The sequence below is a fragment of the Verrucomicrobium sp. BvORR106 genome (assembly GCF_000739655.1).
GTDB lineage: Bacteria > Verrucomicrobiota > Verrucomicrobiia > Verrucomicrobiales > Verrucomicrobiaceae > Verrucomicrobium.
This window is the reverse complement of sequence record NZ_BATR01000097.1, coordinates 1-25,401: the sequence shown is the minus strand read 5'-3', so window position 1 is coordinate 25,401 and position 25,401 is coordinate 1. Positions and strand designations below refer to the sequence as shown.

The 25,401-nt window shown below is 60.6% G+C and carries 24 protein-coding genes; 11 read left to right on the top strand and 13 right to left on the bottom strand.

Features of this window, described 5'->3' with window-relative positions; genetic code table 11:
- Positions 1-97 precede the first annotated feature (97 nt).
- Both BV106_RS16905 and BV106_RS16900 read left to right on the top strand, forming a co-directional pair.
- Entirely contained in the window at positions 98-439 is a 342-nt protein-coding gene (locus BV106_RS16905; RefSeq protein WP_038166660.1) for a multidrug efflux SMR transporter, read from the top strand.
- 302 nt (positions 440-741) lie between these two features.
- Positions 742-1,437: a flavodoxin family protein gene (locus BV106_RS16900; protein ID WP_051945969.1), complete on the top strand. Its 696-nt coding sequence runs from the start codon at positions 742-744 to the stop codon at positions 1,435-1,437.
- Positions 1,438-1,886: 449 nt separating this feature from the next.
- Here the strand turns inward: BV106_RS16900 and BV106_RS16895 are convergent, their stop codons facing one another.
- The 8 genes from BV106_RS16895 to BV106_RS16860 form a co-directional block, all read right to left on the bottom strand.
- Positions 1,887-3,164 carry a DUF4375 domain-containing protein gene (locus tag BV106_RS16895; protein WP_038166658.1) on the bottom strand — a complete coding sequence of 426 codons (1,278 nt, stop codon included), beginning with the start codon at positions 3,162-3,164 and terminating at the stop codon, positions 1,887-1,889.
- Positions 3,165-3,788: 624 nt separating this feature from the next.
- On the bottom strand, positions 3,789-5,063 hold the full coding sequence (locus tag BV106_RS16890) for a dihydroorotase (RefSeq protein ID WP_038166655.1): 1,275 nt from the start codon (positions 5,061-5,063) through the stop codon (positions 3,789-3,791).
- 50 nt (positions 5,064-5,113) lie between these two features.
- Entirely contained in the window at positions 5,114-6,055 is a 942-nt protein-coding gene (locus BV106_RS16885) for an aspartate carbamoyltransferase catalytic subunit (protein WP_038166653.1), read from the bottom strand.
- Entirely contained in the window at positions 6,052-6,594 is a 543-nt protein-coding gene (gene pyrR, locus BV106_RS16880) for a bifunctional pyr operon transcriptional regulator/uracil phosphoribosyltransferase PyrR (protein ID WP_051945968.1), read from the bottom strand. Before pyrR ends, BV106_RS16885 begins: the two co-directional genes overlap by 4 nt.
- Positions 6,595-6,756: 162 nt before the next feature.
- On the bottom strand, positions 6,757-7,164 hold the full coding sequence (locus tag BV106_RS16875; RefSeq protein WP_009960576.1) for an AIR carboxylase family protein: 408 nt from the start codon (positions 7,162-7,164) through the stop codon (positions 6,757-6,759).
- Positions 7,165-7,243: 79 nt separating this feature from the next.
- A complete protein-coding gene (gene purD / locus BV106_RS16870; protein ID WP_038166651.1) occupies positions 7,244-8,491 on the bottom strand; it encodes a phosphoribosylamine--glycine ligase in 1,248 nt (415 codons plus the stop codon).
- The gene (locus tag BV106_RS16865; RefSeq protein ID WP_038166649.1) at positions 8,488-10,464 is read right to left on the bottom strand and encodes an amidophosphoribosyltransferase; all 1,977 of its coding nucleotides are present in this window, start codon (positions 10,462-10,464) and stop codon (positions 8,488-8,490) included. Before BV106_RS16865 ends, purD begins: the two co-directional genes overlap by 4 nt.
- Before the next feature lie 67 nt (positions 10,465-10,531).
- Positions 10,532-11,029, bottom strand: a complete 498-nt coding sequence (locus BV106_RS16860) for a hypothetical protein (RefSeq protein WP_265595773.1) — start codon at positions 11,027-11,029, stop codon at positions 10,532-10,534.
- A 234-nt stretch (positions 11,030-11,263) separates the two neighbouring features.
- Between BV106_RS16860 and BV106_RS16855 the strand changes: the two genes are divergently transcribed.
- From BV106_RS16855 to BV106_RS16835, 5 genes are all read left to right on the top strand, one after another.
- Positions 11,264-11,827, top strand: coding sequence for a hypothetical protein (locus tag BV106_RS16855; protein WP_038166647.1), 564 nt, complete (start codon positions 11,264-11,266; stop codon positions 11,825-11,827).
- An 11-nt stretch (positions 11,828-11,838) separates the two neighbouring features.
- Positions 11,839-12,333, top strand: a complete 495-nt coding sequence (locus BV106_RS16850; RefSeq protein WP_265595772.1) for a hypothetical protein — start codon at positions 11,839-11,841, stop codon at positions 12,331-12,333.
- Between the two features lie 139 nt (positions 12,334-12,472).
- Positions 12,473-13,078, top strand: a complete 606-nt coding sequence (locus BV106_RS16845) for a hypothetical protein (protein WP_038166643.1) — start codon at positions 12,473-12,475, stop codon at positions 13,076-13,078.
- 133 nt (positions 13,079-13,211) lie between these two features.
- Positions 13,212-15,776 (top strand): DUF1592 domain-containing protein, encoded by a 2,565-nt coding sequence (locus tag BV106_RS16840; RefSeq protein WP_038166680.1) that lies wholly within the window; start codon positions 13,212-13,214, stop codon positions 15,774-15,776.
- A 33-nt stretch (positions 15,777-15,809) separates the two neighbouring features.
- Positions 15,810-17,108 (top strand): DUF1552 domain-containing protein, encoded by a 1,299-nt coding sequence (locus tag BV106_RS16835; RefSeq protein ID WP_038166642.1) that lies wholly within the window; start codon positions 15,810-15,812, stop codon positions 17,106-17,108.
- A 140-nt stretch (positions 17,109-17,248) separates the two neighbouring features.
- On the opposite strand, the gene BV106_RS16830 is transcribed toward BV106_RS16835, so the two are convergent.
- Positions 17,249-17,599, bottom strand: a complete 351-nt coding sequence (locus BV106_RS16830) for a hypothetical protein (protein WP_038166641.1) — start codon at positions 17,597-17,599, stop codon at positions 17,249-17,251.
- Positions 17,600-18,464: 865 nt separating this feature from the next.
- Here BV106_RS16830 and BV106_RS16820 point away from each other — a divergent pair.
- Entirely contained in the window at positions 18,465-18,830 is a 366-nt protein-coding gene (locus BV106_RS16820) for a hypothetical protein (protein WP_051945967.1), read from the top strand.
- A 68-nt stretch (positions 18,831-18,898) separates the two neighbouring features.
- On the top strand, positions 18,899-19,231 hold the full coding sequence (locus BV106_RS16815; protein WP_038166637.1) for a hypothetical protein: 333 nt from the start codon (positions 18,899-18,901) through the stop codon (positions 19,229-19,231).
- An 89-nt stretch (positions 19,232-19,320) separates the two neighbouring features.
- Here the strand turns inward: BV106_RS16815 and BV106_RS16810 are convergent, their stop codons facing one another.
- From BV106_RS16810 to purM, 3 genes are all read right to left on the bottom strand, one after another.
- Positions 19,321-19,527, bottom strand: a complete 207-nt coding sequence (locus BV106_RS16810; protein ID WP_038166636.1) for a YHS domain-containing protein — start codon at positions 19,525-19,527, stop codon at positions 19,321-19,323.
- Between the two features lie 265 nt (positions 19,528-19,792).
- A complete protein-coding gene (locus BV106_RS16805; RefSeq protein ID WP_051945966.1) occupies positions 19,793-20,002 on the bottom strand; it encodes a YHS domain-containing protein in 210 nt (69 codons plus the stop codon).
- 156 nt (positions 20,003-20,158) lie between these two features.
- Positions 20,159-21,208 (bottom strand): phosphoribosylformylglycinamidine cyclo-ligase, encoded by a 1,050-nt coding sequence (gene purM / locus BV106_RS16800; protein WP_051945965.1) that lies wholly within the window; start codon positions 21,206-21,208, stop codon positions 20,159-20,161.
- Positions 21,209-21,393: 185 nt separating this feature from the next.
- On the opposite strand from purM, the gene BV106_RS16795 reads away from it, so the two are divergent.
- Complete coding sequence (locus BV106_RS16795; RefSeq protein ID WP_265595771.1) at positions 21,394-21,708, top strand: hypothetical protein; 315 nt, start codon at positions 21,394-21,396, stop codon at positions 21,706-21,708.
- Between the two features lie 86 nt (positions 21,709-21,794).
- On the opposite strand, the gene BV106_RS16790 is transcribed toward BV106_RS16795, so the two are convergent.
- Positions 21,795-23,528 (bottom strand): exosortase/archaeosortase family protein, encoded by a 1,734-nt coding sequence (locus BV106_RS16790; RefSeq protein WP_038166631.1) that lies wholly within the window; start codon positions 23,526-23,528, stop codon positions 21,795-21,797.
- Between the two features lie 175 nt (positions 23,529-23,703).
- On the opposite strand from BV106_RS16790, the gene BV106_RS16785 reads away from it, so the two are divergent.
- Positions 23,704-25,098, top strand: a complete 1,395-nt coding sequence (locus BV106_RS16785; RefSeq protein ID WP_038166628.1) for a hypothetical protein — start codon at positions 23,704-23,706, stop codon at positions 25,096-25,098.
- Positions 25,099-25,401: the final 303 nt, after the last annotated feature.

Sequence of the window (25,401 nt, the reverse complement as noted above, 5' to 3'; positions counted from 1 at the left end):
ACTTTCGCACGAAACACATTGCCAGGAGCTGGATCGAGGTGGGGGACGTACATCTTTGATTCTCACTTCAGTACAAGCGTCCGCCCCCCGTCAGCCCATGTCCTCGCTTATCACTTACAGCACGCTCCTCGCCGCCATCGTCCTGGAAGTGATCGCTACGTCCTTTCTGCAGAAGACAGAGCAGTTCACCAAGCTGGTACCCACTTTGATTACCGGCCTGGGGTACGCGGGGGCCTTTTACTGCCTCTCCATTGCGCTCAAGACTCTGCCAGTGAGTATTGCGTATGCGATCTGGAGCGGTCTGGGCATCGTGCTAATTGCAGCGGTGGGATGGATCTTCTTCAAACAGAAACTGGATACGCCCGCCATCATCGGTCTCGCCTTCATCATCATCGGCGTGGTGATTGTGAATGGCTTTTCGAAGTCGATTGCGCACTGAGTTGTCCGAGACCGCGAAAGTTCACGTTCTGGCAACAGCCTTGATGTCCCCTACGCTTAAGATTTCGCTCTTCCCGGCAACCGTCCAGATCTCTCAGCCGTTATCGGAGGGTGACTGAGAATGCAATGCAGCTCCCCCGGGAGCCAGCCGCAAGCCAGTCTGACAGCCTTCCCCTGCATGGGGATTCATGACGTTCCTGCACGGCAGAATATCGCCGTTCAAGAGCTGAGTGACGCGACTGTCGGCCCCATTCGTCCGTTTCGACGAGTTGCCCCCTACCCCATCCCTCATTTCCTGTTGCCATGAATTCCATCGACTCGACTTCTGCCGTCGCCACCGCCAACAGCGGTGCCCTTTCTCTCAGAAAACTCCTGATCCTCGTGGGCAGTCCACGACGCGAGGGCAACTCCGCCACCATGGCCCAGGCTGTGAAGCTTGGGGCCGAGGAGGCTGGCATCCAGGTGGCCTTGCACTTTGTGGATGACCACATCACCAGCTTTCTGCGCGACTGCCGCACGTGCCGCCGGGCGGATGGCGAGTGCGGCATCCAGGATCGTTTCCGCGAACTGTTCTATGAACAATTTCTGGCCGCAGATGGTGTCGTGTTCTGCTCTCCCGTGTACTGGTACGGCCTCTCCGCCCAGATGAAGGCGTTCTTTGACCGCACCTTCTGCTACTACGCTGCGTCACATCCGGACTCAGCCGCAGTCATGAGAAGGATGTCCGGCAAGCGAATCGGTCTCGTGCTGGCCTCTGAGGAGACCTACCCGGGGGCCTCACTCGGCATCGCACACCAGATCCAGGAGTACGCCCGGTATACGTACTCAGAGTTCGTCGGAGTGGTTCGAGGAGCCGGCAACCGCCGTGGTGAGGTGGCCGAGGATCCCGGTGGGCCGCTGGAACAGGCGGAGCGCATGGGCCGGGAGTTCTTCAGCAGGAAATACACGGACTACCGGATGGATACCCCGCGGAGCCCGAGGGTGTGGGGTGGCGAATAGGCGACAGAAGAAGCGACGTCATGGGACTCTGGCCTCGAACCGGGACAGGAATGTCCCTCGCTCCTTTTACTGACCCGTGGCCCAGAGACCTGCCCAGACGCTTCGCGATGTGGGAACCGATCTGGAGAGATATTGAACTGGGACAGATGGGATCCATGAAGATGGCACAAAGATCAACGCGCCAGCGTCTTGGAGTGCTGGCGGCTTGACGCCGCTTTCGCCAGCCGTGGAAAGTTTCCTCGACCTTGTTGAGGTCAACGGGTGAGGCCTGCCCTCGGGAGAGCGAGACGAGGTAACTTCAGGAGACGCTCGTGGCAGGCGAAGTGCCCGCCCTACTGGGGTCGGGGGCGGCCAGCCGTGAGAAGGTAATGGGTCGTGTCGTCCCCCTGCTCCCACCACTGGCTGAGGACAGCCGGACTACTCCCGCAGCAACTTCAACGAACCCCTTACTATTCCGCTTCATCTTCGCTTTCAATTTCGCGCCGGGGCACTTTGTCAAAGTGATTGGGATGGTCGAGAACGTACTTGAGGAGCAGCCACTCAGTGTCTTCGAATTCCGTAAAGGCTTCATGCACCCCATCGCGAGCATCGATCCAGTCCTCGCCGCGACTTGTGACATACTGGCTGCGGGAAGCGAGGTCTCTGGGCGGGCCACCAGGGCCGAAAAGAGCGCAGAAGGCTTCTAAACGGCGGGCATTGTAGTCACTTCGGACCTCACGTAGAGCGGCAATGATCTCAGGAAGGAAATTGCCCACCTCGTCATGCTCAAAGGTGACCAGTCCTCCACAGTCGATGGCATAGTTGTAGCGCTCCACAAGCCAGGCGGCGCGCTCGTGAGCGTTGAGGGAAGCACCGCCATTCTTCTCCGCCTTGTCGGAGAGTTGGAATCTGGGATGCGGCAGTTCCCGCATTTCCAAAAGAACCTCAGCGGCAACCGAACTGGCTTCCGTCTTGGCAAGAACGAGCTTGTAAAGGCCAGCGTCTGCCGCCGCCTCGTCATGAAAAGCAAGAGCCTTGAGGACCTCTACTGCCGTCTTTACTTCGCCATAGGAGAGGTCAGCTTTGTTCCAGCGAGGCAGCCATGATTCAACCATGCTCCGAGGCAGGATCACTCCGGTGGCACTGAACGCATTAAGGATATCGTCAAAGGACTCGTAGTCCGGATTCAGATACTCGGGAGACTTCAGGACACGTTCCCCCCTGGCCGGATCAAGCTTGAGCAGAAGCGCGGGAATCGCGTCTCCGGACCAGTCGTCGTGCCCATCCAAACCTGCGAGCAAAATCTGAAACACCTGCACCTTGAAGCGATCGGTCGCGCGTCGAGAGCGCAGCGCTTCCCGGGTTCCGTGAATCAGTGCTCGTTGTCCTAGGTGGGGTTCAGTCTTCAGCCATCGACGGATCGCAGGCAGGGATCCCTCCTGACCGGTTGCGACGATCGCGGTCCTGATCCGGTCCCCGGAAAGGAAGACTTCTCCGTATTTCTGCTCCAGCTGAAGCAACGCGAAAAGCTGCTGTTCCAAAGGAAGCTCCAGGCAGGCCTCTAATTTTTGATTCGACTTTGCCACTTGAAGCTGCAGGCGGGTGTTGGAGTTGAACCACTCGTACAATCGCACCGGCCTGCCATGAACGGTGCCGATGGTCAGACGCCGCGCGAATACCCACCCGCCCCCCACCAGCATCAGGACGATCAGGAGAGGATAGATCAGGCGGGCGGAAAACTTGGTCATAAGAGAGCGGACGGTGACAATTTTTCCACGAATTGTCAACTAGGGCGGCCCTATGCCCATGGTGCCCCTATTGCCATCTATCCAGCTGTTCCACTTCAAAGCTAGAGATTGCCCTGAAGATGTTGAACGGGAGCAAATGGGAGCCTGCAGATGGCACAAAGAACAACGCGCCAGCGTCTTGGAGTGCCGGCGGCTTGACGCCGCTTTCGCCAGCCGTGGAAAGTTTCCTCGGCCTTGTTGAGGTCAACGGGTGAGGAGTGTCGTCGGAAGTTGCTTGGAGGAGTGACCGCAAGGTGCGCTGGCAAAGGGACCTCGCTGGCATCCACTCCGGGATGCAATACCCATGTTGAGGTTCCGGAGGTGTCAGTCGCTACGCTCCTTCAACCTCCGTCTAATGGATGTCATGCCTTCGGCATCGGGCAGCCCGGACTGGGACACGATCAGATCATCAATATCAACGGACCAACTTCCCGATGAGAGTCAGGGAAGGAAGGAGATGATAGAGGCGGATGAACCACGGGGATGCTGAGACAGAGCCGGACTACGCCAGACGCAGCATCAAACTGAAGCACGGATGCCTCCGGTCTGACGTCTGGTGTCTGGCAGTCTGGCGTCTTGATCCGCTTACCGATTCAGCAGCACTTCATCTTTCAATACCACCACATCCACGCTGCCTTTCAGGGTCTGGTTCAAGAACGGCGTGTTGCTGCTCTTGGACTTCATGAACTCCTTGGTGAAGGTGGTGCTGCCGTTGGGGTCAAACACGATGAACTCCGCGACGCCGCCTTCCACCACGGGGACGGGAGGAAGCTTGATGATGCGGCGGGGTTCGGCGGAATAACGTTTCACGATCACGTCCCAGCCGAAGACACCCTTGCTCATGAAGCGGTCATAAAGGCAGGGCAGCGCGGTTTCCAGACCGGTGATGCCGAAGGGCGCGCTCTGGAAGTCGTTCTTCTTCTCAAACTCCGTGTGGGGAGCGTGGTCGGTGGCGATGACATCGAAGACCCCGTCGATGAGTCCCTGCAGGAGCAGGGCATTGTCCTCCGGCGTGCGGAGGGGCGGGTTCATCTTGTACGAGGTATCGTAGTCCCGGATGTCCTCGTGGTTGAAGATGAGGTGGTGCGGGGCGATTTCGCAGGTCACCTTCGCGCCTTCTTCCTTGAACCGGCGGATGGTGTTCATGCCGCGGGCGGTGGTGACGTGCTGGATGTGCACGTGCGCCCCGGTGTACTGGGCGATGCGGATGTCGCGGTCCAGGCAGATCTCCTCGCTGATGGCGGGGATGCCTTCCAGACCGAGGCTGTAGGAAACCTTGCCCTCGTGCATGGAGCCCTTCCCGCTGAGTTCCATGGTCTCGCAGTGGCTGGCCAGGATGAGATCGAAGTTCTTCGCGTACTCCATGGCGCGGCGCAGCACCACGGGGTTGCTCACAGGGTAGCCGTCATCCGTGATCATCACCGCGCCGGCGGCCTTCATGGCACCGATGGCGGCGAGTTCCTTGCCCTCACGGCCCTTGGTGATGGCTCCGGTGGTGTAAAGGGGGATGCGGCACTTGCGGGCCGACTCCAGCACGGTCTTCACCACGCCGGCGGTATCGATGGCCGGTGCGGTGTTGGGCATCATCACAAAACCGACCACACCGCCGTTGATGGCGGCCTCACTGCAGGTGAGGATGTTCTCCTTTTGCTCCTGCCCGGGCTCACGAGCATGCACGTGCACGTCAAAGAGGGCGGGCAGGATGACCTTGCCGGTGCAGTCCACCACCTCGGTCCCCTCCCCTGCGGCGATGCCGGGGGCGACCTGCACGATCTTGCCATCCTCCACGAGGACATCGGCACGGGTGAGCTTGGGGGAATCTTCGGTGGCGATCTCGCCGCCTTTAAACAGACGCTTCATGTGAGAGGAACGGATAGAGGAAACAGGAACGAAATCTGGAACAGGATGACTCAGGGCTTGTCTTCAGTGGAGCTGCCGGGCTTGAGCCAGTAGAGCACGCTCATGCGCACGGCGATGCCGTTCTCCACCTGCTGGTCGATGAGGCTGCGCTCATACTCCATGACGGAGTCGGTGAGCTCCACACCGCGATTCACGGGACCGGGGTGCATGACCCAGATGCCATTGTCACGGGCCCACTTCAGACGCTCATCCGTGAGGCCGAAGAGGCGGTGATACTCGCCGATGCTGGGGAAGAAAGGCACATTCTGCCGCTCCGTCTGCACGCGCAGGAGGTAGATGACATCCGGCTTCCAGGCATAGAGTTCCTTCCAGTCCTGGAAGACGGCGATCTCCTGAGGAAGCTCCCGCGGAATGAGAGACCCCGGGGCTAGCATCGCCGTCTGCATGCCCATGCGGCGGCAGAGGAGATTCGTGGAGCGGGCCACCCGGGAGTGCTGAATGTCACCGATGAAGGCCACCCGAGCGCCGCGGACATCGCCACCGAAGACCTCGCGCAGGGTGAAGACATCCAGCAGCCCCTGCGTGGGGTGCGCGTGGAAGCCATCGCCCGCGTTGATCACAGAGGCGTTCGTGTGCTTGGCGATCAGATTCGGGATTCCGGACATGCTGTGGCGCACCACCACGTAGTCTGTGCGCATGGCCTCCAGAGTGGCCACGGTGTCCAGCACGCTCTCCCCCTTCACCACTGAGGAGGTGCTCACGGAGAAGTTCGTGACGTCGGCCGAGAGGCGGCTCGCGGCGATCTCAAACGAGGAACGCGTGCGGGTGGAGGGCTCGTAGAAGAGAGTGAGCACGGTGCGCCCCTTGAGCGTGGGCACCTTCTTCACCGACCTCTTGAAGAGGTTCTTAAACGGGACGGCGTTGGAGAGGATGAACTCGAGCTCCTCATCCGTCAGGCTCTGGATGTCCAGCAGGTCTTTACGGGGGGTCATCGGCGGGCTCCTCCTTGTTGCACATACACGGCGTCTTCGCCGTCCACTTCCACAAATCTCACAGCGATGCGTTCTTCAGGTTTGATGGTCACACGTTCTCCCACGTAGTCGGCGGCGATGGGGAGCTCCCGCCCCTCACGATCCACCAGCACGGCCAGCTCCACTTTCTGCGGCCGGCCGTACTCAAGCAGTTCATCCAGGGCGGCGCGGGCGGTGCGCCCGGTGTGCAGCACTTCGTCGCAGAGGATGACATGCTTGCCGTCGAGATCGAAGGAGAGTTCCGAACCAATGAGCTTGGGGATGATCTCCAGAGCCTTCAGGTCATCGCGGTACAAGGAAATATCCACCCGGCCAATGTTCAGGTCCGGGAAATGGGGCTTGAGCAGCGTATAGAGCCGCTCTGCCAGGGGCACGCCACGGCGGTAGATGCCCACGAGGGCGAGGTCTTTGCCAGGGAAACGTTCCTGAATGGCCTGGGCAATGCGCTCAATGCGCTGCGTGACGTCTTGTTTGGAGAGAATCGGCGCGAGGTCCGGCATGGGAGGTGGTGCCGCAGTGTGGCAAAGAATTCACCCGCAAGCAAGCGATCCCTCCCCCCTTTTCCGGAAGGAATGCGGCGGACCGACGCCAACCCCCCCAAAAAAACCCCGCTCCCGCCCGGGGGCGAGAGAGGGGTCGAAAATACAGACTCAGACGGGAGCTTAGGCGCCCAGCTTGAGGATGCGGTGGGCGAACATGCAGGCGTTCAGACCGGCCTTGCTGTGCAACCCCACGGTGCCAAGCGGCACCTGTCCGGGCACCTGGCAGATGGCCAGAAGGGCGTCGATGCCATTGAGCGGGCCGCCAGGAACCGGCACACCGATCACCGGGTACTCCGTGGCCACAGCCACCACGCCAGGAAGGGCGGCGGAAAGGCCGGCCACAGCGAGGATCACGATCTTCTCACCGCTCTTGTTCAGCTCCTCAAGGTAAGCCAGCAACTCGGGAAGGTTGCGGTGGGCGGAGAGGACTTTTTCCTCGTAGGCGACTGCCTCTTTGTCGAGGTAGTCACGGCCGGGCTGCATGAAGGCCATGTCATTGGCGCTTCCGTAGATGATGATGGCTTTCATGGGTGGGGAGTAGGGTGTGGTGTCTTGGGTTGGAGCTATGGGGAAAGTATGGGATTCGCAGCGCGATGCGTAGCCGGATTTACTCGAAGTGCATCTGGCCGATATCGGAACGCCGCTGAAGGCCATCGAAGGTGATGCCACTGGCGCTCTGGTAGGCCTTCTCACAGGCCTCCTGACGGGTATCGCCCTGGGCCACGACGGCCAGCACGCGGCCGCCGTTGGTTTCAAAGCCCGCATCACCACGGCGGGTGCCGCAATGGAACACGCGGGAGCCATTGACGCTGTCCAAGCCAGCAATCACATCCCCGTTACGGGAGGAGGCAGGATATCCTGCGCTCGCGAGGATGACGCAGATGCTCCAGCCTTCGTTGAAGCTGACCAGCTCTGGCTTGAGCTCGCCCTTGGCAGCACTGAAGAGATACCCGGCGAAGTCACCGCGCACCATGGGCAGGACGGCCTCAGCCTCAGGATCGCCGAAGCGGCAATTGTACTCCAGCATCTGCGGGCCTGTGGGCGTGAGCATGATGCCAAAGTAGAGGAAGCCGCGGTAGTTCAGGCCGTCCTTCTGCAGACCGGCAACCGTGGGCTTCACCATCTTTTTCTCAATTTCAGCGAGGAGTTCTGCCGAAATGATCTGGCGAGAGGCCACTGCCCCCATACCGCCGGTGTTGGGGCCCGCATCACCATCGCCGATGCGCTTGTAGTCCCGGGCGGGCATGAGGATGTGGTACTGATCCTCGCAAACTGACACAAAAATGGAGATCTCCGGGCCGGTCAGGCACTCTTCGACAATGAGGTCCCCTTCGCCGAAGGAGCGCTTCGTGAAGACCTCATCCAGGAACTCCGTGGCGGCGGCTTCATCCTGGCACACGGCCACGCCCTTGCCCGCAGCGAGGCCGTCGAACTTGAGCACCACCGGGTACTTGGTAATGGCGCGCTGGGCTTCGTGCTTGGTATGCACTACGCTGAAGGCTGCCGTGGGAATATTGTGGCGCTGAAGGAAATTCTTTGCGAAGGCCTTGCTGGCCTCGAGCTGGGCGGCCTCTTTGAAGGGCCCCCAGCAAGGGATGCCCACTTCTGCGCAGAGGTTCGCCAGACCGCGATCCTTTACCAGATAGGCCTCCTCCCCTGCGACGCAGAGGTCCACCTGCTCACGCTGCATAAAGGCGATGAGGTCCAAGAGGTCCTTGGCCTCCACCCGCGTGGCGAGATCCGCAATGGCGTCACTGCCCGGGTAAGCGTACAGGGTTAGGTCTGGGGCGCTTTCGCGGAGCGCGGTGATGATGGCGTGCTCGCGTCCTCCTTTTCCAGTGACGAGTATCTTCATGGCTCAAACAACATGTCGTAGGCACGGCCGGTCTTTCCGCGGTAGTAGCGGATGAAGGCCTCATTGGCGACTACATGGCCGCCTGGGGTGGGATAGTCGCCGCTGAAGTACCAGTCGCCGCAATGCGGCTCCAGGGCGCGACGCATGTCAGGGATGGTCTGGTAGATCACATGGACCTCGCCCTTCCAAGCGGTGGTCTGGGGACGCACCAACTCGGCGACCTTGGCGGAAATTTCCTCCGCCGTGAAAGGCGCGTAAATGTCTTGCACCACGTTGCGCTGCTGCGTCGCGGGCTTCTTGAGTTCCGCCAGACAGTTCTCGTAAGTCTGGTCGATGAGGTCCCGGCGATTGCGATCCTTCAGCAGCGCAATGGCCGCCTGAAAGGCGATGAACTTGCCGAGCTCGCTCATGTCGATGCCGTAGCAGTCCGGGTAACGGATCTGCGGGGCGGTCGAGACGACGATGATACGCTTGGGGTTCGTGCGTGCCAGGATGCGCAGAATGCTCTGCTTGAGCGTGGTACCGCGGACGATGGAGTCATCCAGCACGACCAGATTGTCCGTGGGCTTCACCACTTCATAAGTGATGTCATACACGCTGGAGACGAGGGCATCGCGCCCCTCCTCCTGGGAAATGAAGGTGCGGCTCTTGATGTCCTTGTGGGCGATCTTCTCACTCCGGGGCCAGTTGCGCAGGATGAGGTCGTCCACCTTGGACTCGTCCAGTTTCCCCGAGGCGAGCATTTCCATGAGAGCCTTCTTCACCTCAAAGCGGCGGGACTTGCGCAGGCCGTCCATGAAGCCGTAGAAGGCGGTCTCCGCCGTGTTCGGCACGAAGCTGACCACGGTGTTTTCCAGGTCGTTGCCCACGGCATCCAGCAGCTGCGGGACGAGGGCCTCGCCCAGAGCTTTCCGCTGGGTGTAGATGGTGGCACCGTTGCCTCGGGAGAAATAAATGCGCTCAAACGCACATGGCGTGGGCGGGCGGACTTGCGTGAAAGGTTCCACGCTGAAGCGACCGTCGCTCTTCACCACGGCCACGTGAGCCGCAGGCATGACCTGAGTGTCCTCCTCCCGCACCTCAAACACGGTGCGAAGGGCGGCGCGCTCACTGGCGAAGGCAATGAACTCATCCGTCTGCAGGTAGAAACAGGGGCGGATGGCGTTCGGATCGCGCATCACGAACATGTCGCCGTTGCCTATGACCCCGGCGATGGCGTAGCCACCATCCCAGATCGCGGCGGAGTCACGGATGATCTGGGTGACATCCATGCGCTTGCTGATCTCGGCGGGGATGGCCAAGCCGTCCATGCCGTCGTCGCGCAGCTCGTGGTAGAGGCGGTTGTGGGCCTCATCCAGATGGAAACCGATCTCCTCCAGCACGGTCTGGGTGTCCGTGTCCACCACCGGGTGCTGACCACGGCGGCGCATCACGTCATTGAGCTCCCGTGTGTTGGTCATGTTGAAGTTCCCCATGACCATGAGGCTGCGCGTGGGCCAGTTGCTCCGGCGCAGGTAGGGATGGCACGAGGCCTTGCCGAAGCCGCCACTGGTGCCATAGCGCAGGTGGCCCATGAGGACCTCCCCGCCGAATTCGAAATGCTCTTTGATCGCGTCAGGGTCGTGCTCGAACTTCACGTACTCCTTGTTCCGCTCCAGAGCGATCTGCTTGCGCTCCTTGTTCGCCTTGCGGGCGACGTCTTTGAAGTCGTCCATGACCTCGCCGAAAACCTCCTCGAGCGAGTCATTCTTGCTGGAGCGTACGCGAAACATGTACGGCAGCCCAGGAGGCATGTCCAGCTTGCAACAACCCACGCCCATGCCGTCCTGGCCGCGGTTGCGCTGCTTGATCATCAACGCATGGAGGCGGTCCAGCCCCCAGAGTGCGTTGCCATATTTATGTTCGTAGTAGCCCAGAGGCTTCAGCAGCCTTACCGCGGCGATGCCGCACTCATGCCTAATGGGGTCGCTCATGCCTGGAATTTCGGGGAAAGAACCTATGCCTGAATTCCAGCGGTTGGCAAGGCGGGAAACATTTTCTTCAGTTTTTGGCGGGGAAAGGTGAGGAACGCCGGGCGGGCGACGACAGCCTGCCCGGTACTGCGGCCTCCGGGGTGCTGGCCCCCACGGTGGCGTCGTGAACAGTAACGCCTGGAGGGACGGGATTGGACTTTGCGAAATCTGTGCGGGTCGGACCGCGGACGATGATGTCGCTGGCCAGATGGTTCCAGCGGATCTCCAGCTCGGTATAGGGAGCCGTGGCGATCTGCGTCATCTTCTCCCGTTCCAGCATGGCGTGACCGTGGAGCACCACCCATCGATCCCGCCGGTCAAACGCCGCCCGTTCCGCATACCCATGCTCCACCAGCCACCCATAGCGACCCGCAGGGCCCACTTCCAGATAGACCCGACCCACCCCCTCCCCCACCCGGCGACGTTTGTCGTGGTAGTCGATCCGGTCCGCATAGAGCGTGACATCCTTGTCCAGCGTGACACTGGGGCGATCCCCCTTGAGCCGCAGAGACCGCAAATTCGTCATCGATTTGGCATCCGGATTCCAAACAAGGTCCGGGGTGCTGCAAGAGGGCAGAAGGCAAATGGCGACGGCACAGGGAAAGACAAGCTGGAGAGTGCGACGGAGAGACGAGGAAGCGTGCATGAGATCGGGTGGACAAGACGGAACGGTCCGAGACAGGGAAGGATTTCGGCGAATGCGCAGGCCAGTCCAGGATTGCATTTCTCCATGGTAGCATGGAGGCTCCTCCCACGAACCATGCTCCAACGTCTCTTAGAAGCCCTCCCCGTCTTGCCGGTGCTCCTTGCGACTGGCTGCGCCACGGCTCCCCTGCTTCAGGACTCCAGCTCACTGGAGAGCGCTCAGCACGTGTTCTTCCCGGACCGCTATCAGTACAGTGTGGGTGACTTTGTCCTCTCCCTCCCCATTGGGTACTATGAGTACACCATGACGAGGCTGAAGTTCGCCGAGCACATCCTAGCGGAGGGCACCCCCAAGCCCGTGACGGAGCAGAACAAGTATCTCGCCCTTCCCAGCGACGGGCTGGCACCCGCACGACATTTTCTGCTTCTCGATCAGCGTCACCTGCTCGTGTACAGCGAAGGGATGTCCCTGGACAGTGGCTCCCCACCCTGTTTGGAGATCCTTAAACGCACTAGCGACGCAGGTTGGAGCGATGTCACTGAGAAGACCGTGCCGCGATGGGCTAGAAGCGCTACGTCGGTCAAGTTTTCACCCGACTCCACTTCAATCCATGTCACCGGCCCTGACTCCACCTCGAGGGAACTTCAGTGGGATGGCGTCTCGCTAGGCTCATTGTGATTTATAAAGGGATGAAATCGCTTCTCGTTCTGGTCTTTGTCGCCCTGCCCATGACTTCCGGGCTGAGCACAGCCCCGGCATTGTCAGCACTTCTCCGCAGTCCCGCTGAGAAAGTCACGCTGGAGCAAAGCTATTCATGGGGCTCTGTAAAGTTGAGCGCCAACCGCACAGGACCACCCGCCGGAGGCAGCAAGCGGACGATGACGTTTGAAGGAGATGTGTTGGCAAAGTTTCACTTCCCGGACGGCAGGCGCTTCCTCCTTGCTACTGGTCATCTGGAACTCGATCCCATTACCGGGGACTTCGTGGGAACTGGCTGGCCCTTCTTCCTAGCCGTCGGGAAATCAACCCGTTTACAGTTCTCCGCTGCCGACGAAACCGCCCAGGTGCAACTGGAGGGAGGGAAGCTCAGAACGCGCAACACGGGTAGAGTGCATCTTGGCAAGGAGCCCGAAATCATGGGCCAGAGGCGAGATCAACTCGCCCGATTGGAGAAGGGGCTTTGACGTCGAAGCAGGCAGGCGACCTTGGGCGCCCCCACCTTCCGGTCGATTGCACTCATTGGCGGCCGCGCTCCGAGAACAGCCAACTGAGGCCAAGGGTCGGAACTCACGATGCGTCTTACTTTCGAAGCCTCAGCTCACCATGATGATTCATCGAACCCTCCTCAGCGCTATCTTTGCAGCCGTCGTCTGTCTGCCAGCCTATGCAGATTCCGGCGGCCCCTACGTCGGCGTCCCTGATGCCAAGGAATCAGAACGGGGGCCGATTTTCCAGATTCCTCGATCAGACAAGCCGCTCCGACATTATCTCACCCACATGGCCAAGCTGGAGTGGGATATGCGCATCAATGAACCAACCACCTTCTCCTGGGTTCCCATTGCCGGATGCCATGCCTCCATGAGCTCCCTCGGCCATCTTGGCGGACATGAAATCCTCTGCATCCGGTACGTGTCCGACAAGCGCCTTGATCAAGGGCTTGACAGGGCTGAAACCATCCTTCTCCTGGCTCGCCAGCGGGACGGCACCCCTGCCCCAGTTCTCTGCACTCCCATCTTCTTCTCCAATGGCGGGCCTGAAATCTACAATTGGGTCGCCCGAGCTTTGCCATCTGGCGGCGAAGGGCCCACTGTAATCAAGATCACGGGCTACATCTCCGGGACCGGTGGATTTCAGAATGTGACCCACCTCCAGTATCGCAACGGCGAGTTCATCCGACTTGAGCCAGACGCAGCAAAGTCACAGGAGTGACGTCAGGATCCAAGCCGCCATTTGAAGCGCCCATGTGGATTCCAGAGAGGTCCTGGTGGATTATCCGCTGGGACCGTCAGACAAAAACGAGCACCTGCCCCCGTATTACTGGGAGCCGCCACTCGTTTCCTTCATGCCGTTCCTTCCTGTCAGCCAAGCCCCGATTCAGTATTTTCACACAAGCAGCCTGCTTGCGTTGGTCACCCTGTTACCGACTCTGCCCTGCCACGCCTCGGCTACCGACCAGGTTGCCTCGCGCATCAATCAGACCTGTCTCGAGTGCCACGACAAGGATGTGCAAAAAGGCGGTCTCGATCTCACTGCGCTCCCCTACGACCTCGCCGACCGCTCATTGAGGGAGCGCTGGGTGCGCATTCATGATCGGGTGGAAAAGGGGGAGATGCCTCCCAACGCGGAGGACCTCCCCGCCGCCGATCGCGCGGCCCTCGTCGCATCCCTGGGTGACGAACTCCAAAAGATTGACCTCGCCGATGTGAAGTCCCACGGCCGAGGTCCCGTGCGGCGGCTGAATCGCGATGAGTACGAGCAGAACCTGCGCGATGTCCTGCATCTGCCGGATCTGGAGGTACGCGACATTTTGCCCGAGGACCGCGAAGGCCACCACTTCAACAAGACCACTGCCATGCTCGACATGTCGCGCGTGCAACTCACCGCTTATCTGGATGCGGCAGAGACCGCCCTGCGGGCCGCGATGATGACGGAAGCTGCCCCACCCCCGGTGAACAAATGGCGGGTGATCGGCACACGTCTTTTTCCGGAAACTGGCACCTTTGGCAATCGCGAGTCCATGTTCTTCGCCCGCGATGGCAAGTTCATCGACTGGGGCGCATTCAAAGGCAAAGACGCAGAGAGAGCCGCTATCAAACAAGGGGCCACGGACGAGAGCATCGAGATGGCGCTCTTTCGCTCAGCGAGCTGGCCCTACATCGGCACCCCCAAAGACATCCTCGCCAAACACTCCGGCCACTACCGGGTGCGCATCTCTGCGCGCGCCGTGCTCCAGCAGCCCGGCTACGTGATCATCCCGGCCAAGGCCTCCGTCCCGCTGACCTTCCGCACCCGCAAACCTGCCGGCGCCGACATCATCAATGAGGTGCGGGCTGAAGGAGGCATCATCGACGTCCAACCCGAACAACAGGTCTATGAAACCACCGTTCGCTTGCGGGAGGGCGAGTCGTTTGAGTACAGCCTGCTGGGACTGCCCATGCCCCTGGCGAGGAACCCGAATGGATCTGCCCCCTCCTATCGATATCCCCCGTTCCCAGAGGGAGGACAACCTGGCATCGCCGTGCAGTGGCTTGAGGTCGAAGGCCCCCTCGCCCCGCCCACCTGGCCTCCCGCCTCGCACCACGTCCTGTTTGATGACTACGGCATCGAGGTGAAACCCGCAAACGCTCCCGAGGAAGCAAAACGGCTCCTGCGCCGCTTTGTCACCTTCGCCGCACGAGAACCCGTGTCGGAGGAGGATCTCGCCCAGTTTGACGCCCTCATCCAGCAGCGGCTGGGCAAGGGTGCCACCTTTGTCGAAGCCATGCTGGCAGGCTACAAAGCGTTCCTGGCTTCAGGCGATTTCATCTTTCTGCGCGAGCCCCGAGCCGCATCTGACTCCTTCGCCATCGCGTCCCGCCTCTCCCATTTCCTCACCAACTCCCGTCCCGACGCCCGCCTGCTCGAACTCGCGGCGAAGGGCCAGCTGCAGGATCCGAAGGTTCTCCGAGAAGAAACTCAACGCCTCATCGGCGGGCCGGGCTTTGATCGTTTCGTGAAAAGCTTCACCGACTATTGGCTCAGCCTCCGGCACATTCGCCGTGATGACCCCGACATCCGGTTGTTTCCTGAGTATCGCTTTGACGAGTACCTCGTGGAGAGCATGGAGCGGGAGACCCGCACTTTCTTCACCGCCATGGTGCGCGAGAACTTCCCTGCTAGCGCCCTGGTGAAGTCGGACTTCGTCTTTGCCAACGATCGCCTTGCCCGCCACTACCATCTCCCTCCCATGACTGGCTCCGCCATGCGGAAGGTGGCCGTGCCTGCCGACAGCCCCTTTGGCGGCTTGCTGACCCAGGCTGCGGTGCTGAAAGTCAGCTCCAATGGCACCACCACCTCCCCCGTCGTCCGCGGCGCCTGGGTCACGGAGCGTCTGATCGGCAAGCCCATCCCGCCACCACCGCCCAGTGTAGCAGCCGTGGAGCCGGACATCCGCGGTGCGAAGACCATTCGCGCTCTTCTGGACCTTCATACCAAATCCAAATCCTGCGCCGCCTGTCACGCCCGGTTTGATCCCGTGGGTTTCGCCTTGGAGAACTTTGACATCCTGGGTGGCTGGCGCGCCCGCTATCGCGGCCTGGAGGAGGGAGAGCCCATCAGCGGCATTGATCGGGCGGGACACGACTTCAGCTACACGCTGGCGGGTCCCGTGGATGCCAGCGCCAAACTCCTGAACGGCCCCGCCTTCAAGGACGTGAGCGAACTGAAGGAGATCCTTGCCTCCGATTCCCGCCAACTCGGCCGGAATGTCCTCCATCAGTTTACCCTCTACGCCACGGGCACCCCGGTCCGCTATTCTGACCGCCCGGAGATCGAGTCCCTGCTCGATGCCTGCGCCGCCAACGGCTATCGCGTGCAGGACCTCCTGCTCGTCCTGGTGAAGAGCCGCATCTTCCGCGGCAACCCTTGATCAACTTCGAGCGCCACCTTCCTTCTTTATTTCATGAACTCCCCTTACATCGCCAGGCCTTTCTCCCGCCGCCGCTTTCTTCGCAGCGCCGGGGTCACCCTGGCCCTGCCGCTGCTCGAATGCATGACGCCCGTCTTCGGCCGGGCTGTGGAAGCGAAGACGCCCCGCCGCATGCTGCTCATCTCAAACAACCTCGGCTTCCTGCCCAAGCCCTTCTTCCCCACCGCCACGGGACGTGACTATGAACTAACGCCCACCCTCTCCCCTCTCGCCGATGTGCGGAGCGAGTTCAGCATCTTCAGCGGCATCTCCCACCCGGATGTGAACGGTGGCCACAGCGCGGAGAATTGTTTCCTCACGGCCGCCCGTGGGCCTACGAAGAGCGGCTTCCGCAACCAGATCTCGCTCGACCAGCATGCCGTGGAAAAGCTCGGCCAGCTCACCCGCTTCCCCACGCTGAACCTCGGCGTCAATATTGACAAGGCCAACCGCAGCCTCTCCTGGACCCGCGATGGCGTGTTGCTCCCCGCCGAAGACAGCGCCACCGCCCTCTTCCGCCGCATGTTCGTCCAGGGCGATCCCGAGGCAGTTAAAAAGCAGCTCAACCGCCTGGATGAACGAGGCAGCATCCTGGACACCCTCAGGGACCACATGGGCAGCCTCAACCGCACTCTCGGCAGTGAGGATCGTGCCCGACTGGATCAGTACCTGACCTCCGTGCGGGAAGTGGAGGAACGCCTCGTCACCGCCCGCGAGTGGGAGCTGAAGCCCAAGCCCCTCACCGCCCTGCCCGAACCCACGGACATTCAGGACAAGAAGCTCATCTTCGACAAACTGGAACTCATGCTCAGCATGGCCCAGCTCGCCTTTGAGTCAGACTCCACCCGCATCGTCACGCTCATGGTGGACGCGTTCGCCACCCCGGCTTTCAAGATCCATGATGATGCCGACACCACCGAGGGCTATCATGGACTCAGCCACCACGGCCAGGCCCCAGACAAGGTCCGCCAGCTCGCCGATGCCGACCGCCAACAGATGGTGATCCTGAACAGCCTCATCCAGAACCTCGCCTCCAAACGCGAAGGCGCGGACCGGCTGCTGGACCGCACCATGGTCCTCTTTGGCAGCAACATGGGCGACGCCAACAAGCACGACAACACCAACCTCCCCATCATCCTCAGCGGCGGAGGCCTGAAGCACGGCCAGCACTACGCCTTCAAGCACGACAACAACACGCCCCTCTGCAATCTCTTCGTCACCCTCCTCCAACAAATGGGTGTGGAGACCGACAAGTTCGGTAGCAGCACCGGGGTGATGAACGAACTCGTGTAGCCTGCAAGTAACACAGGCATCCTGCCTGTGCGTTCCACCGGCGTTCCACCGGTGGCGAGCATCCGCTGACTGCATGCCTGCGGATCGCAGTTGGCAATCGGCCTTGAATGCCCTGAAGCGCCAGGTCGCCCGACGCGGCCCTACCGAAGACTTCTGGACATAATCAGCAGCAGAATGAGCAGGCTCAAAATCAAGAACGACCAATAGGTCACGTGATAGAACCGAAGGGCTTTCACCACTCCAGGATGCGCTCTCATCCATTTTGGCACCCCAAAGCTTACTTCCGCGAGAAAGGTCTGTCTTGCTTGATGCCCTTTCCATGAACCGCCCTCTACAGGTCTCCACAAGAAACCCAAAGGACAATTCTTCAGTCGCCAGATCTCCGGAAGCTCCTCCGCAAAGCGCTTCACAAACCGGTCATACGCCACGAAGCTGATCAAGGCGGCCGCCGGAGCGGCGATGGTGAACAGCATCTTGGCGACCTCACTCATAGGCGTAAAATCAGACTTTCGCGATCAAGACTATGTTCATCGGGCTCCATCGGATTTTTTGACACAGTTTCGCCGGGACGCTACCTTACCCAAGCTGTCCCCAGCTGCTCCCCTCTCAATCATGAAACGGCCAGACCGTCTCGAATGGATCGCCTTGACCCTCACTTTGCTGGTGACGGGAGCGATTGCCGCCTTGGTCTACTTTGCTCCACTCGCGGCCGGGTTGCTCTTCATCACTTTGCTGATTCTGTCAGCACTATGGAAGCGTGACACGCTTGGGAGGTGGGGCCGACTGCGATGGGTTGTTCGCAATCTTTTGTTCGGATGGTGAACCCACACCCAATTCACTCCCCGTCCCCTACGCCCTGATCACACGAAGCGCATACGCACCCAGGTTAAAGGTCCAAACGCAAGTGTTCTGACGCCAAGGGCGTCAAACAAAGTAGCCCAGGGTAAGGCGAGGCACGAGCCGCCACCCTGGGTACTTGGGCGGGGGACCGGAACTACGAAGTGAGTTCTACAAACCATGACCGCCTCCCTGATGTTCCACCGCATGTAGGATAGTCGTCTCCAGGTGATCTGGACGGTCTGTAGAACTCCCTTGGAGTTCCATCGCCAGCCCATCGATACCCGGGGTGGCGACCGCTTCGCGGTCTGACCCCGGGCTCTTATGTATCACGCCGTTGGCGTGGAGGAGGCCGTTTTGAGGACACAGGGGCGACCTCCGCTTGGGTCCTGCATCGTGCATTTCAGTTCGGGATTGGGGACTGCGGTAAGCACCAACCCCATCGGGGCCTCGCCAGCCCCTCCCTTTCGCCTTGTCACCGAAAGTCACCCAAGTTAGCATCCCCCTATAGAGAAAATTATGAGCCGGTTGCAGACATCCCAACACCAGGCCGTACGCACGATTTTGCGGATCGCCGGACCGACCAGCCTGCTGATTGGCATCGGATTCATCATCGCCTCGCTGATCGACTTCTTCGTAGCGTTCGGAGACATGCACGACGAGCCCACCTTGTTCTGGTGTTTTTTTGTCGGCTCGCCGCTGGTGTTCGTAGGATTCGCGATGACAGCCTTGGGATTTCTTGGATCCCTATCGCGGTATGTCGCGGCGGAGCAGACTCCGGTGATCGTGGATGCCACCCATGACGTCGCCCAGGGCACCCAGGAGGCGGTGAGGACCGTCGCCAAAGCCGCGGCGGAAGGATGGAAGAGCGGATTGGGACGCTGAAAGGCTACCGTTGTCTAACAACCTCTGGTGATCGAATCGGGCACCATCCTTGCCCCCTCCTCTTTCGCATGCCGTTTTACCAGATCACGTTCCACGGTTCAGGATTCAACACCCATATAGAGGGAGGCGACAAACCTCTCATCGGATTTTACACCGTGCGTCGGGTGTGGGCAGCAGATTCTTGGGATGCAAAGCGATTGGCTCTGGATCGCCTTGAGCAGGAGGAGAAGGTAGAGTGGCTGCGGAGTGACGCCCGAAGCCACGGAAGCACCCCAGCAATCCAGATCCAAGAGGTCGATCAGATCACGCTCTGGAACTACTTGTTTGGCAGCTACACGAAGGGTTTTATTTTCTACTCCAACGAGTTCGAAGAAGATGAAGAGCAGGAGCACAGCGCATAAAAAAAGACCGGGGAGAAAGCTCCCCGGTCTCAAAGTAGTCTGAAACTAAAATTGGATTGCTGGAACCGCGTGGCGGCGCCTCTCTGACCTTACTTCACCTTGTCAGCGTACTTGGCAGGATCCGCATCGAACTTCTTTTTGCAGTTGTTGCAGCAGAAGGCGATTTCCTTGCCGTTGTAGGTGGAAGTCACGTCTGTACGCGCCGGACGGGCGCCGACAGGGCAGGTCTTGTTGACAGGGGCTGCGGAGGCGAGGCCAGCGATGGCAACGAAGGCGAGGGTAAGCAGAGTTTTCATCAAGGTCAGGTATGCAGGTGGGGTCCCTGGTGTGTAGGCAGGGACCAAAGGGTCATGAACGGGAATTAATTAATGATACAACGCGCCAGATCGCAAGAAATTGGTGATTGAGAGCAGAAAACGCGGAGATTTTTGGGGGTCTCAAAGGGGCGCACAGTCTGACTGGCAGTGCCCTCCGGCTATTCACCGAAAAATAAAGAAGCGGAGCCGGTTTCCCAGCTCCGCTTCGAATGAGAGGTCTTATGTCCCTTGCGGGACCGGGAGATTACTTGGCCTTGCCGAGGTACTTGGCAGGTTCTTTTTCGAACTTGCCTTTGCAGTTGTTGCAGCAGAAGCCGTATTCCTTGCCTTCGTGCTTGGCGGTGATACCAGCCTTGGTGGGCTTGCCACTCACAGGGCAGGAGTCAGCTGCGGAAGCAACGGAAAGGCCGGCCATGGCCACGGAGAGGGCGAAAACGGAGAGCAGAGTTTTCATGTGGTTTAAGAATATGACGGTTGGTCGTATAACGAGACTGCCGGACCTCCCCCCCGGTATGGGCGGAGGACCATCGGGTTAATAACGATCAGAAAGACGTTTTCTTGTCACGAATTATTTGAGCGAGCCACCCGGAAACCGTTGCCGCTCAGTACCTCAAACCAGTTCCACCGTGACTTCGCCGCTGCCGTCAATTTCGCCGAGCACAACCGCGCCTTCGCCGCAGGCCAACGCTTTGTCCACATCTTCCTTGGCCACGATCGCCACCCAGCCGAAGCCCATGTTGTAAGTGTCGAAAGCGTCCTTGGGATCCACGTGAGCCAGGACCTTCTGCACCACCGGGTTGTTCCAAGTGGGCACCTTCAGATGCGTGCCGTGACCGCCAAAGACAAGCAGGCGGCCCAAATTCTCCGGCAGACCACCGCCCGTGACGTGGGACATGGCTCGAAGGGAGGGAACGTTCTTGCGGAGAGCCTCAGCTTCAACGTGATAGAGCTTGGTCGGGAGCAGAAGGGTTTGATACTCTTCGTCGGTCAGCTCAAGCTTCTCGGCCTCGATCACACGGCGCACAAGGCTGAAACCGTTGGCGTGGAAACCGGCGCTGGGGAAACCAACGAGCACATCACCACGCTGAATGGTGGTGGGATCGATGAGGCTGCCTTTTTCGGCCGCACCGATCGCAAAGCCGCTGAGTTCCACGACACCATCTGCCACCATGCCAGGCATTTCAGCCGTCTCCCCGCCAGCAAGAATGCATCCGCAGGCTTCCAGATACTCCACCATGCCCGCGATGCAGCGTGTGATCTTGTCTTTTTCCAGGCGGCCAATGCCCACATAGTCCAGGAAAAGGATCGGATCTGCCCCGGTGGTCAGCACGTCATTGACGTTCATAGCCACGAGGTCCTTGCCAGCGTTCTCCAGCAGGTCGTGCTTGAGGAGCAATTCCAGCTTGGTGCCGACACCATCGCAGCCCGTAACGATCACCGGGTGCTTGTACGCGCTCAGGTCATATGCTGCTGCGAAAAGGCCGAAGGCACCGGCAAGCTGACGACGCTTCTGGGTGCGCTTCACGAGCTGGCCAATGTCGCCCACAAGGGCTGCCGCTTCGCGAATATCCACCCCGGCCTGCTTATACGTGTGCCCTTTCGGGGGCTCAGAGGACTGGTGGGTGGAGGAAGAGGTGTAGAACGAGGCGGCGTCGGACATGGTCACCTAGGCATAATATCACAGTGAGACGGTTGCAAGCTGAACCCGCCGGGATCAAAGGAACGCTGCCGACCCGAAGCCAAGGTGCCTACTGCGCCCAGTTCGGTGGGGTTGCCTGATCCAGCGCGGGTTACAGGCCGTAATATAGAAAGAGCGCCTTTAGTTGCCAACAGGGCACCACTCCCATGAAAAAGCCACCGATGACCAATTCGTACTGGCTGAGCCGCGACGGGGCGGAAGTGCAAGGACCGTACTCGCTCCAGCAGATCCTGAAAATGCATCAGGTGGATCCATTCCCCGCTGAGACGCCCATGAAGGATGAGGGATCTGACGAATGGAGCACGCTGGAACACTGGATTCCCTCGGCGAAACCGCGGCCGGCGGGTCCGGTGCCCCACCCGACTGCGTTGGAGCAACCGCCACGCACCAAGGTGTTCATCTGGCTGGTGCTTGGGGTTCTGCTACTGACGGTGCTGGCCTACTGGCTCACAGCGTTGTAAGAGAGACCAAAGACTGGAAGAAAAAAGACAGCGGCAAACGGTCATTGCAGACACGTCTGCGGCCCCGGATTCCTCATCCCCGACTCCTAATCCACCACAATGGCGGGCAGCGAAGCGGAGACGAATTGCATGAGAGCATCCATGGCTTGGAGCTCGCCCAAGGGGTCCGTGTCCACCACACCCAGCTCCTTGTCCGGCAGGCGCATGAAGTAGGAGGCCATGCCCCAGCGGTGGTTGAGATTGAAGAGGATCGCGTCGCGATAGCTGATGAAATTGCTCATCAGGTAGCTGGGAGTACTGACCCCGCTGGAGCCCTCATACCAGAAGATGTTGAGACCCCAGGATCGGACGCGAACCCCAGGCGAAGTCTCCTGATCGCGGAAGACGCGCATGAGGGTGACTTTCTTGAACCGGCCGTCTTTCATGGCGATGGGGACTTCCTGGGTGCTGGCGATGATCCAGCCCTGATTTGGCAGACAGATATCAGGCTGGTGCAGGCTCTTTTTGGCCGGACCGCTCATGACCAGCGTACCGAGGATCTGTCGCTGGCCGTTGCCGTACACACGGCGGTCCAGCTTGACGCCAGGCTCGAAAATGGAGGCCTCCTTGGCCGTCATGGTGAGCTGCATGCTCTGGTAACTTTCCACCATGGCAGGCAGCTCCATCTTGAGGCCCGGCTCTGCGAGAGTCGGAGCCGTCGGAGTGGTCCAGCAGAGGACGATCCCTGCCAGAGCCAGGGCGACGGCTGCGCCAGACTTCACCAGGGCGGCATTGAACCGCTCTTCCAACCGGACGCCAGTCGCCGCATTTTCCTCTGAACCTGCCCAGAGCCTCAGCCGATTCCAATGACGTCCTTCCAGCAGTGTCGCGAGGCCGAACATGCCTGCCAAGGCGACCCCGAAAACCATGAAGCCCGCCAAAAGGTGAAAGGCGGAATCCACCTGTTTTCCGTCCACCTGGCGGCCCACGGCAAACTCCTGACCAAACCACAGCGAACCCACGGCAAGCATGAGCAGGCGGAAGACATTTCCCGCCACCGCGAGCGGGATGGTGCTGGCGGCCAACAAAAGCCGGGGACCCGTGCGGCGCAGGCTGAGGTAACCGTAGAGTACCCCCACCATCATCAGGGCGTAAAGGGAACGCATGCCGCTGCAAGAGTCGGAAACGTCAAAGGTGAACGCCGCCCCCTGCTTGAGGCCGGTGGCAAAGTTCGCCGCCGACTGAACGGTGGAGCCCTCCCGCACCACGTCCACCCCGGTCCACGAGAGGATCTGGCAGGCGATCTGGGCTGTAGGGATCTTCAGCTTGGCCGCGAGCAGGCTGTCCAAGGGGAAGAAGGGCCAGGCAAAGGCGAGGAATAGCCAGGGGAAGAACAAGGCCCGCATCCAGGCAGTACCCGCAAGAAGCAGCACCAGGCCCGCGACGGCCAACTGAAGGGCGGCAAAGCCGAGGTACCCAGTGTCCACCTTGTATCCCAGCCAGTAGGCGATCACCGCCAGGCCCAGCACGACCGCGCCCGACCAGGAGCCTGCAATCGGCAGGCGGGCCAAGGTCTCCCGCACGCGGTAAACCAGGAAACCCACGATGAACGGCACGAACAAGCAGAACTGCCACTCGGCATTGTCCGCCAGGGTGAGCACCTTGTACCAGCCCTCCAGCACGCTCCCGCGCCGGGCAAACTGCCAGTGCTGGTACGGCCAGATGGCGAAAAGCACAATCAGCACGCCCACCCCTGTGCCCAAAGCCAGCCACGGCACACGACGCCCCTGCGGCACGGCGGGCGAGAGCTTGGTATCAAGGGTGGTGGAGGCAGGGTTCATGGAGGAAGCATAACATGCGGGTACCCGGGGTACATTGGCAACTTTCAACTCGCCAAAATGCGGGAACTCCCTATCTTTCATCCCGGTTACGTCCGGTCTGGTCTCTCAGGAACCCGCCCCTGCGGCGTTGCTGTCAGATTCCTCCCTTTCGTCCCGCTACCCCTTTCCCCCACGCATGGAGAACCGCCCTCCCTCCGCCCCGACGCCGTCCTATGACGCTCAGCAGGTGCCGGTCCCGGACTTCGGGACCTTTGCTTCGACCCCGGCTCCCGATCCGCAGGGATCTGACCCAGCGTGGCCAGAGGTCCCTCCCGGGGGCTGGCCAGAAGATCATGGCGACCACCCCGCTGAACAGGAGCCGTACCATACGCACGACCATTTTGCCCAGGCGGTGCATGATCAGGTGAGCCCGGATCAGCCCAACGCCCCCAAAGTGTACATCTCCCCCAAGCGCAAGGCCATCCTCAACGAAAGCATGGACAAGGCCTCCCAACTCGGTCTGCCCGACCGGTCCGCCCCTCCGCAGACCACCACTTATATTTCCATGAATCCCACGCGGCCGGCGAACACAAAACGCAATCCGCGCATAGGCCGCCTCATCCTGCTCCTGCTGGTGATGAGCACCCTCATCACCGCAGCCGCTGGTGCCTGGATCTACAATCTCCTGGTCACGGACATCGAAAACCGGCTGGCGGATCTGGCTTCCGTGAACGCCGCCCCCTCCCATGGTGGCGGAACTCCCAGTACCGGTGCCCCAAGCGCCCCGCCCCCGGCATCGGATGACCTGAGCGTCGTGGAGAGCCGTCTGGAAAACCGCCTGGCCGATGTGCAGGCCCAGCTCCTGGCCACGCAGAAGCGTCTTTCAGAGGCAGAGCAGCTCAACAAACAGCAGACCCAGAGTCTGAAAGATCTCATGGAAAACACCGCGAACCGCGGTGCCCTCGCCTCCGCCCCCAACGCATCCGGAGCCGCCGGGAACGCAGCAAGCGCCGCCGCAGCGCCCGCACTCAGCCCCAGCACCCAGGGCGAACTGGTGTTGCTAAAGGAGCGCAATCGTCTGGCAGGTTACGCCGACGAAGCGATCGCCACGGGAGCCCGTGCCCCCTATGACCGCCTGTGGGAAGCGTTGGACGATCCCCGCCTGGCCAGTCTCGTCCACGCTGCCCGTGCCGAAATCCTGCGCGTGCAGAACTACTACCTCAGCGGCTCCCGCCTCGACGCGTATGACATTCCGGTGGCCAGCTACTTCCCAGATTCTGCCGCCCTCAAGGACAGCCAGCTCAAGGAGGACGAACTCGTCACCCTCCTCGCCAATCCCAAGCATCCCTGGCAGGTCCGCATGAAGGCTGCCAACCTCATCGGCCTGCGCCGCTCGAAGAACGCGGGCGACGCCCTGGTAAAAGCGATTCTTGAAGACCAGAATCTGGATGTGGTGAAGGAAGCCTCATTCAGCTTCGAACAGATGACCGGCTTCCGCGCCCGTCTGTTTGAACCCGCCGCCGTCAAGGCCTGGTGGGACCAGTACAATTCAACCTCTGGCGGACCAGCCCCCACTGCAGCGAAGAAGTAGCGGCCAAGCCCGCTGCGCGGGAGACAAAAGACTGGGAGACAGAAGACGTCAGACTTAAGGGGCTGGGGCTCCGGCGGGGTGATCGGCCTGTGACGTCGGAGGCAAAGAAGATCACCCCCTAGCCAGCACGACCTCCCCCTGATCCTGCAAAACAGGATTGGGGAGTGCGGCGAGAATCGCCGCTTTTGGCAGGGCCTTGTGACGGGCTCAAACCTTTAGATGCCCGCTGCGACCGAGTTCCGGGCTCCGGTAAAGTTCTGGGTAGTCAGCTCCACACAGGACTCCCCAAAGCGGTGATTCTCC

Excerpts from the sequence above, each read along its gene's own strand:
- BV106_RS16905 (WP_038166660.1), top strand. The coding sequence starts at position 98 with ATGTCCTCGCTTATCACTTACAGCACGCTCCTCGCCGCCATCGTCCTG.
- BV106_RS16900 (WP_051945969.1), top strand. The coding sequence starts at position 742 with ATGAATTCCATCGACTCGACTTCTGCCGTCGCCACCGCCAACAGCGGT.
- BV106_RS16895 (WP_038166658.1), bottom strand. The coding sequence starts at position 3,164 with ATGACCAAGTTTTCCGCCCGCCTGATCTATCCTCTCCTGATCGTCCTG.
- BV106_RS16890 (WP_038166655.1), bottom strand. The coding sequence starts at position 5,063 with ATGAAGCGTCTGTTTAAAGGCGGCGAGATCGCCACCGAAGATTCCCCC.
- BV106_RS16885 (WP_038166653.1), bottom strand. The coding sequence starts at position 6,055 with ATGACCCCCCGTAAAGACCTGCTGGACATCCAGAGCCTGACGGATGAG.
- pyrR (WP_051945968.1), bottom strand. The coding sequence starts at position 6,594 with ATGCCGGACCTCGCGCCGATTCTCTCCAAACAAGACGTCACGCAGCGC.
- BV106_RS16875 (WP_009960576.1), bottom strand. The coding sequence starts at position 7,164 with ATGAAAGCCATCATCATCTACGGAAGCGCCAATGACATGGCCTTCATG.
- purD (WP_038166651.1), bottom strand. The coding sequence starts at position 8,491 with ATGAAGATACTCGTCACTGGAAAAGGAGGACGCGAGCACGCCATCATC.
- BV106_RS16865 (WP_038166649.1), bottom strand. The coding sequence starts at position 10,464 with ATGAGCGACCCCATTAGGCATGAGTGCGGCATCGCCGCGGTAAGGCTG.
- BV106_RS16860 (WP_265595773.1), bottom strand. The coding sequence starts at position 11,029 with ATGACGAATTTGCGGTCTCTGCGGCTCAAGGGGGATCGCCCCAGTGTC.
- BV106_RS16855 (WP_038166647.1), top strand. The coding sequence starts at position 11,264 with ATGCTCCAACGTCTCTTAGAAGCCCTCCCCGTCTTGCCGGTGCTCCTT.
- BV106_RS16850 (WP_265595772.1), top strand. The coding sequence starts at position 11,839 with ATGAAATCGCTTCTCGTTCTGGTCTTTGTCGCCCTGCCCATGACTTCC.
- BV106_RS16845 (WP_038166643.1), top strand. The coding sequence starts at position 12,473 with ATGATGATTCATCGAACCCTCCTCAGCGCTATCTTTGCAGCCGTCGTC.
- BV106_RS16840 (WP_038166680.1), top strand. The coding sequence starts at position 13,212 with ATGCCGTTCCTTCCTGTCAGCCAAGCCCCGATTCAGTATTTTCACACA.
- BV106_RS16835 (WP_038166642.1), top strand. The coding sequence starts at position 15,810 with ATGAACTCCCCTTACATCGCCAGGCCTTTCTCCCGCCGCCGCTTTCTT.
- BV106_RS16830 (WP_038166641.1), bottom strand. The coding sequence starts at position 17,599 with ATGAGTGAGGTCGCCAAGATGCTGTTCACCATCGCCGCTCCGGCGGCC.
- BV106_RS16820 (WP_051945967.1), top strand. The coding sequence starts at position 18,465 with ATGAGCCGGTTGCAGACATCCCAACACCAGGCCGTACGCACGATTTTG.
- BV106_RS16815 (WP_038166637.1), top strand. The coding sequence starts at position 18,899 with ATGCCGTTTTACCAGATCACGTTCCACGGTTCAGGATTCAACACCCAT.
- BV106_RS16810 (WP_038166636.1), bottom strand. The coding sequence starts at position 19,527 with ATGAAAACTCTGCTTACCCTCGCCTTCGTTGCCATCGCTGGCCTCGCC.
- BV106_RS16805 (WP_051945966.1), bottom strand. The coding sequence starts at position 20,002 with ATGAAAACTCTGCTCTCCGTTTTCGCCCTCTCCGTGGCCATGGCCGGC.
- purM (WP_051945965.1), bottom strand. The coding sequence starts at position 21,208 with ATGTCCGACGCCGCCTCGTTCTACACCTCTTCCTCCACCCACCAGTCC.
- BV106_RS16795 (WP_265595771.1), top strand. The coding sequence starts at position 21,394 with ATGAAAAAGCCACCGATGACCAATTCGTACTGGCTGAGCCGCGACGGG.
- BV106_RS16790 (WP_038166631.1), bottom strand. The coding sequence starts at position 23,528 with ATGAACCCTGCCTCCACCACCCTTGATACCAAGCTCTCGCCCGCCGTG.
- BV106_RS16785 (WP_038166628.1), top strand. The coding sequence starts at position 23,704 with ATGGAGAACCGCCCTCCCTCCGCCCCGACGCCGTCCTATGACGCTCAG.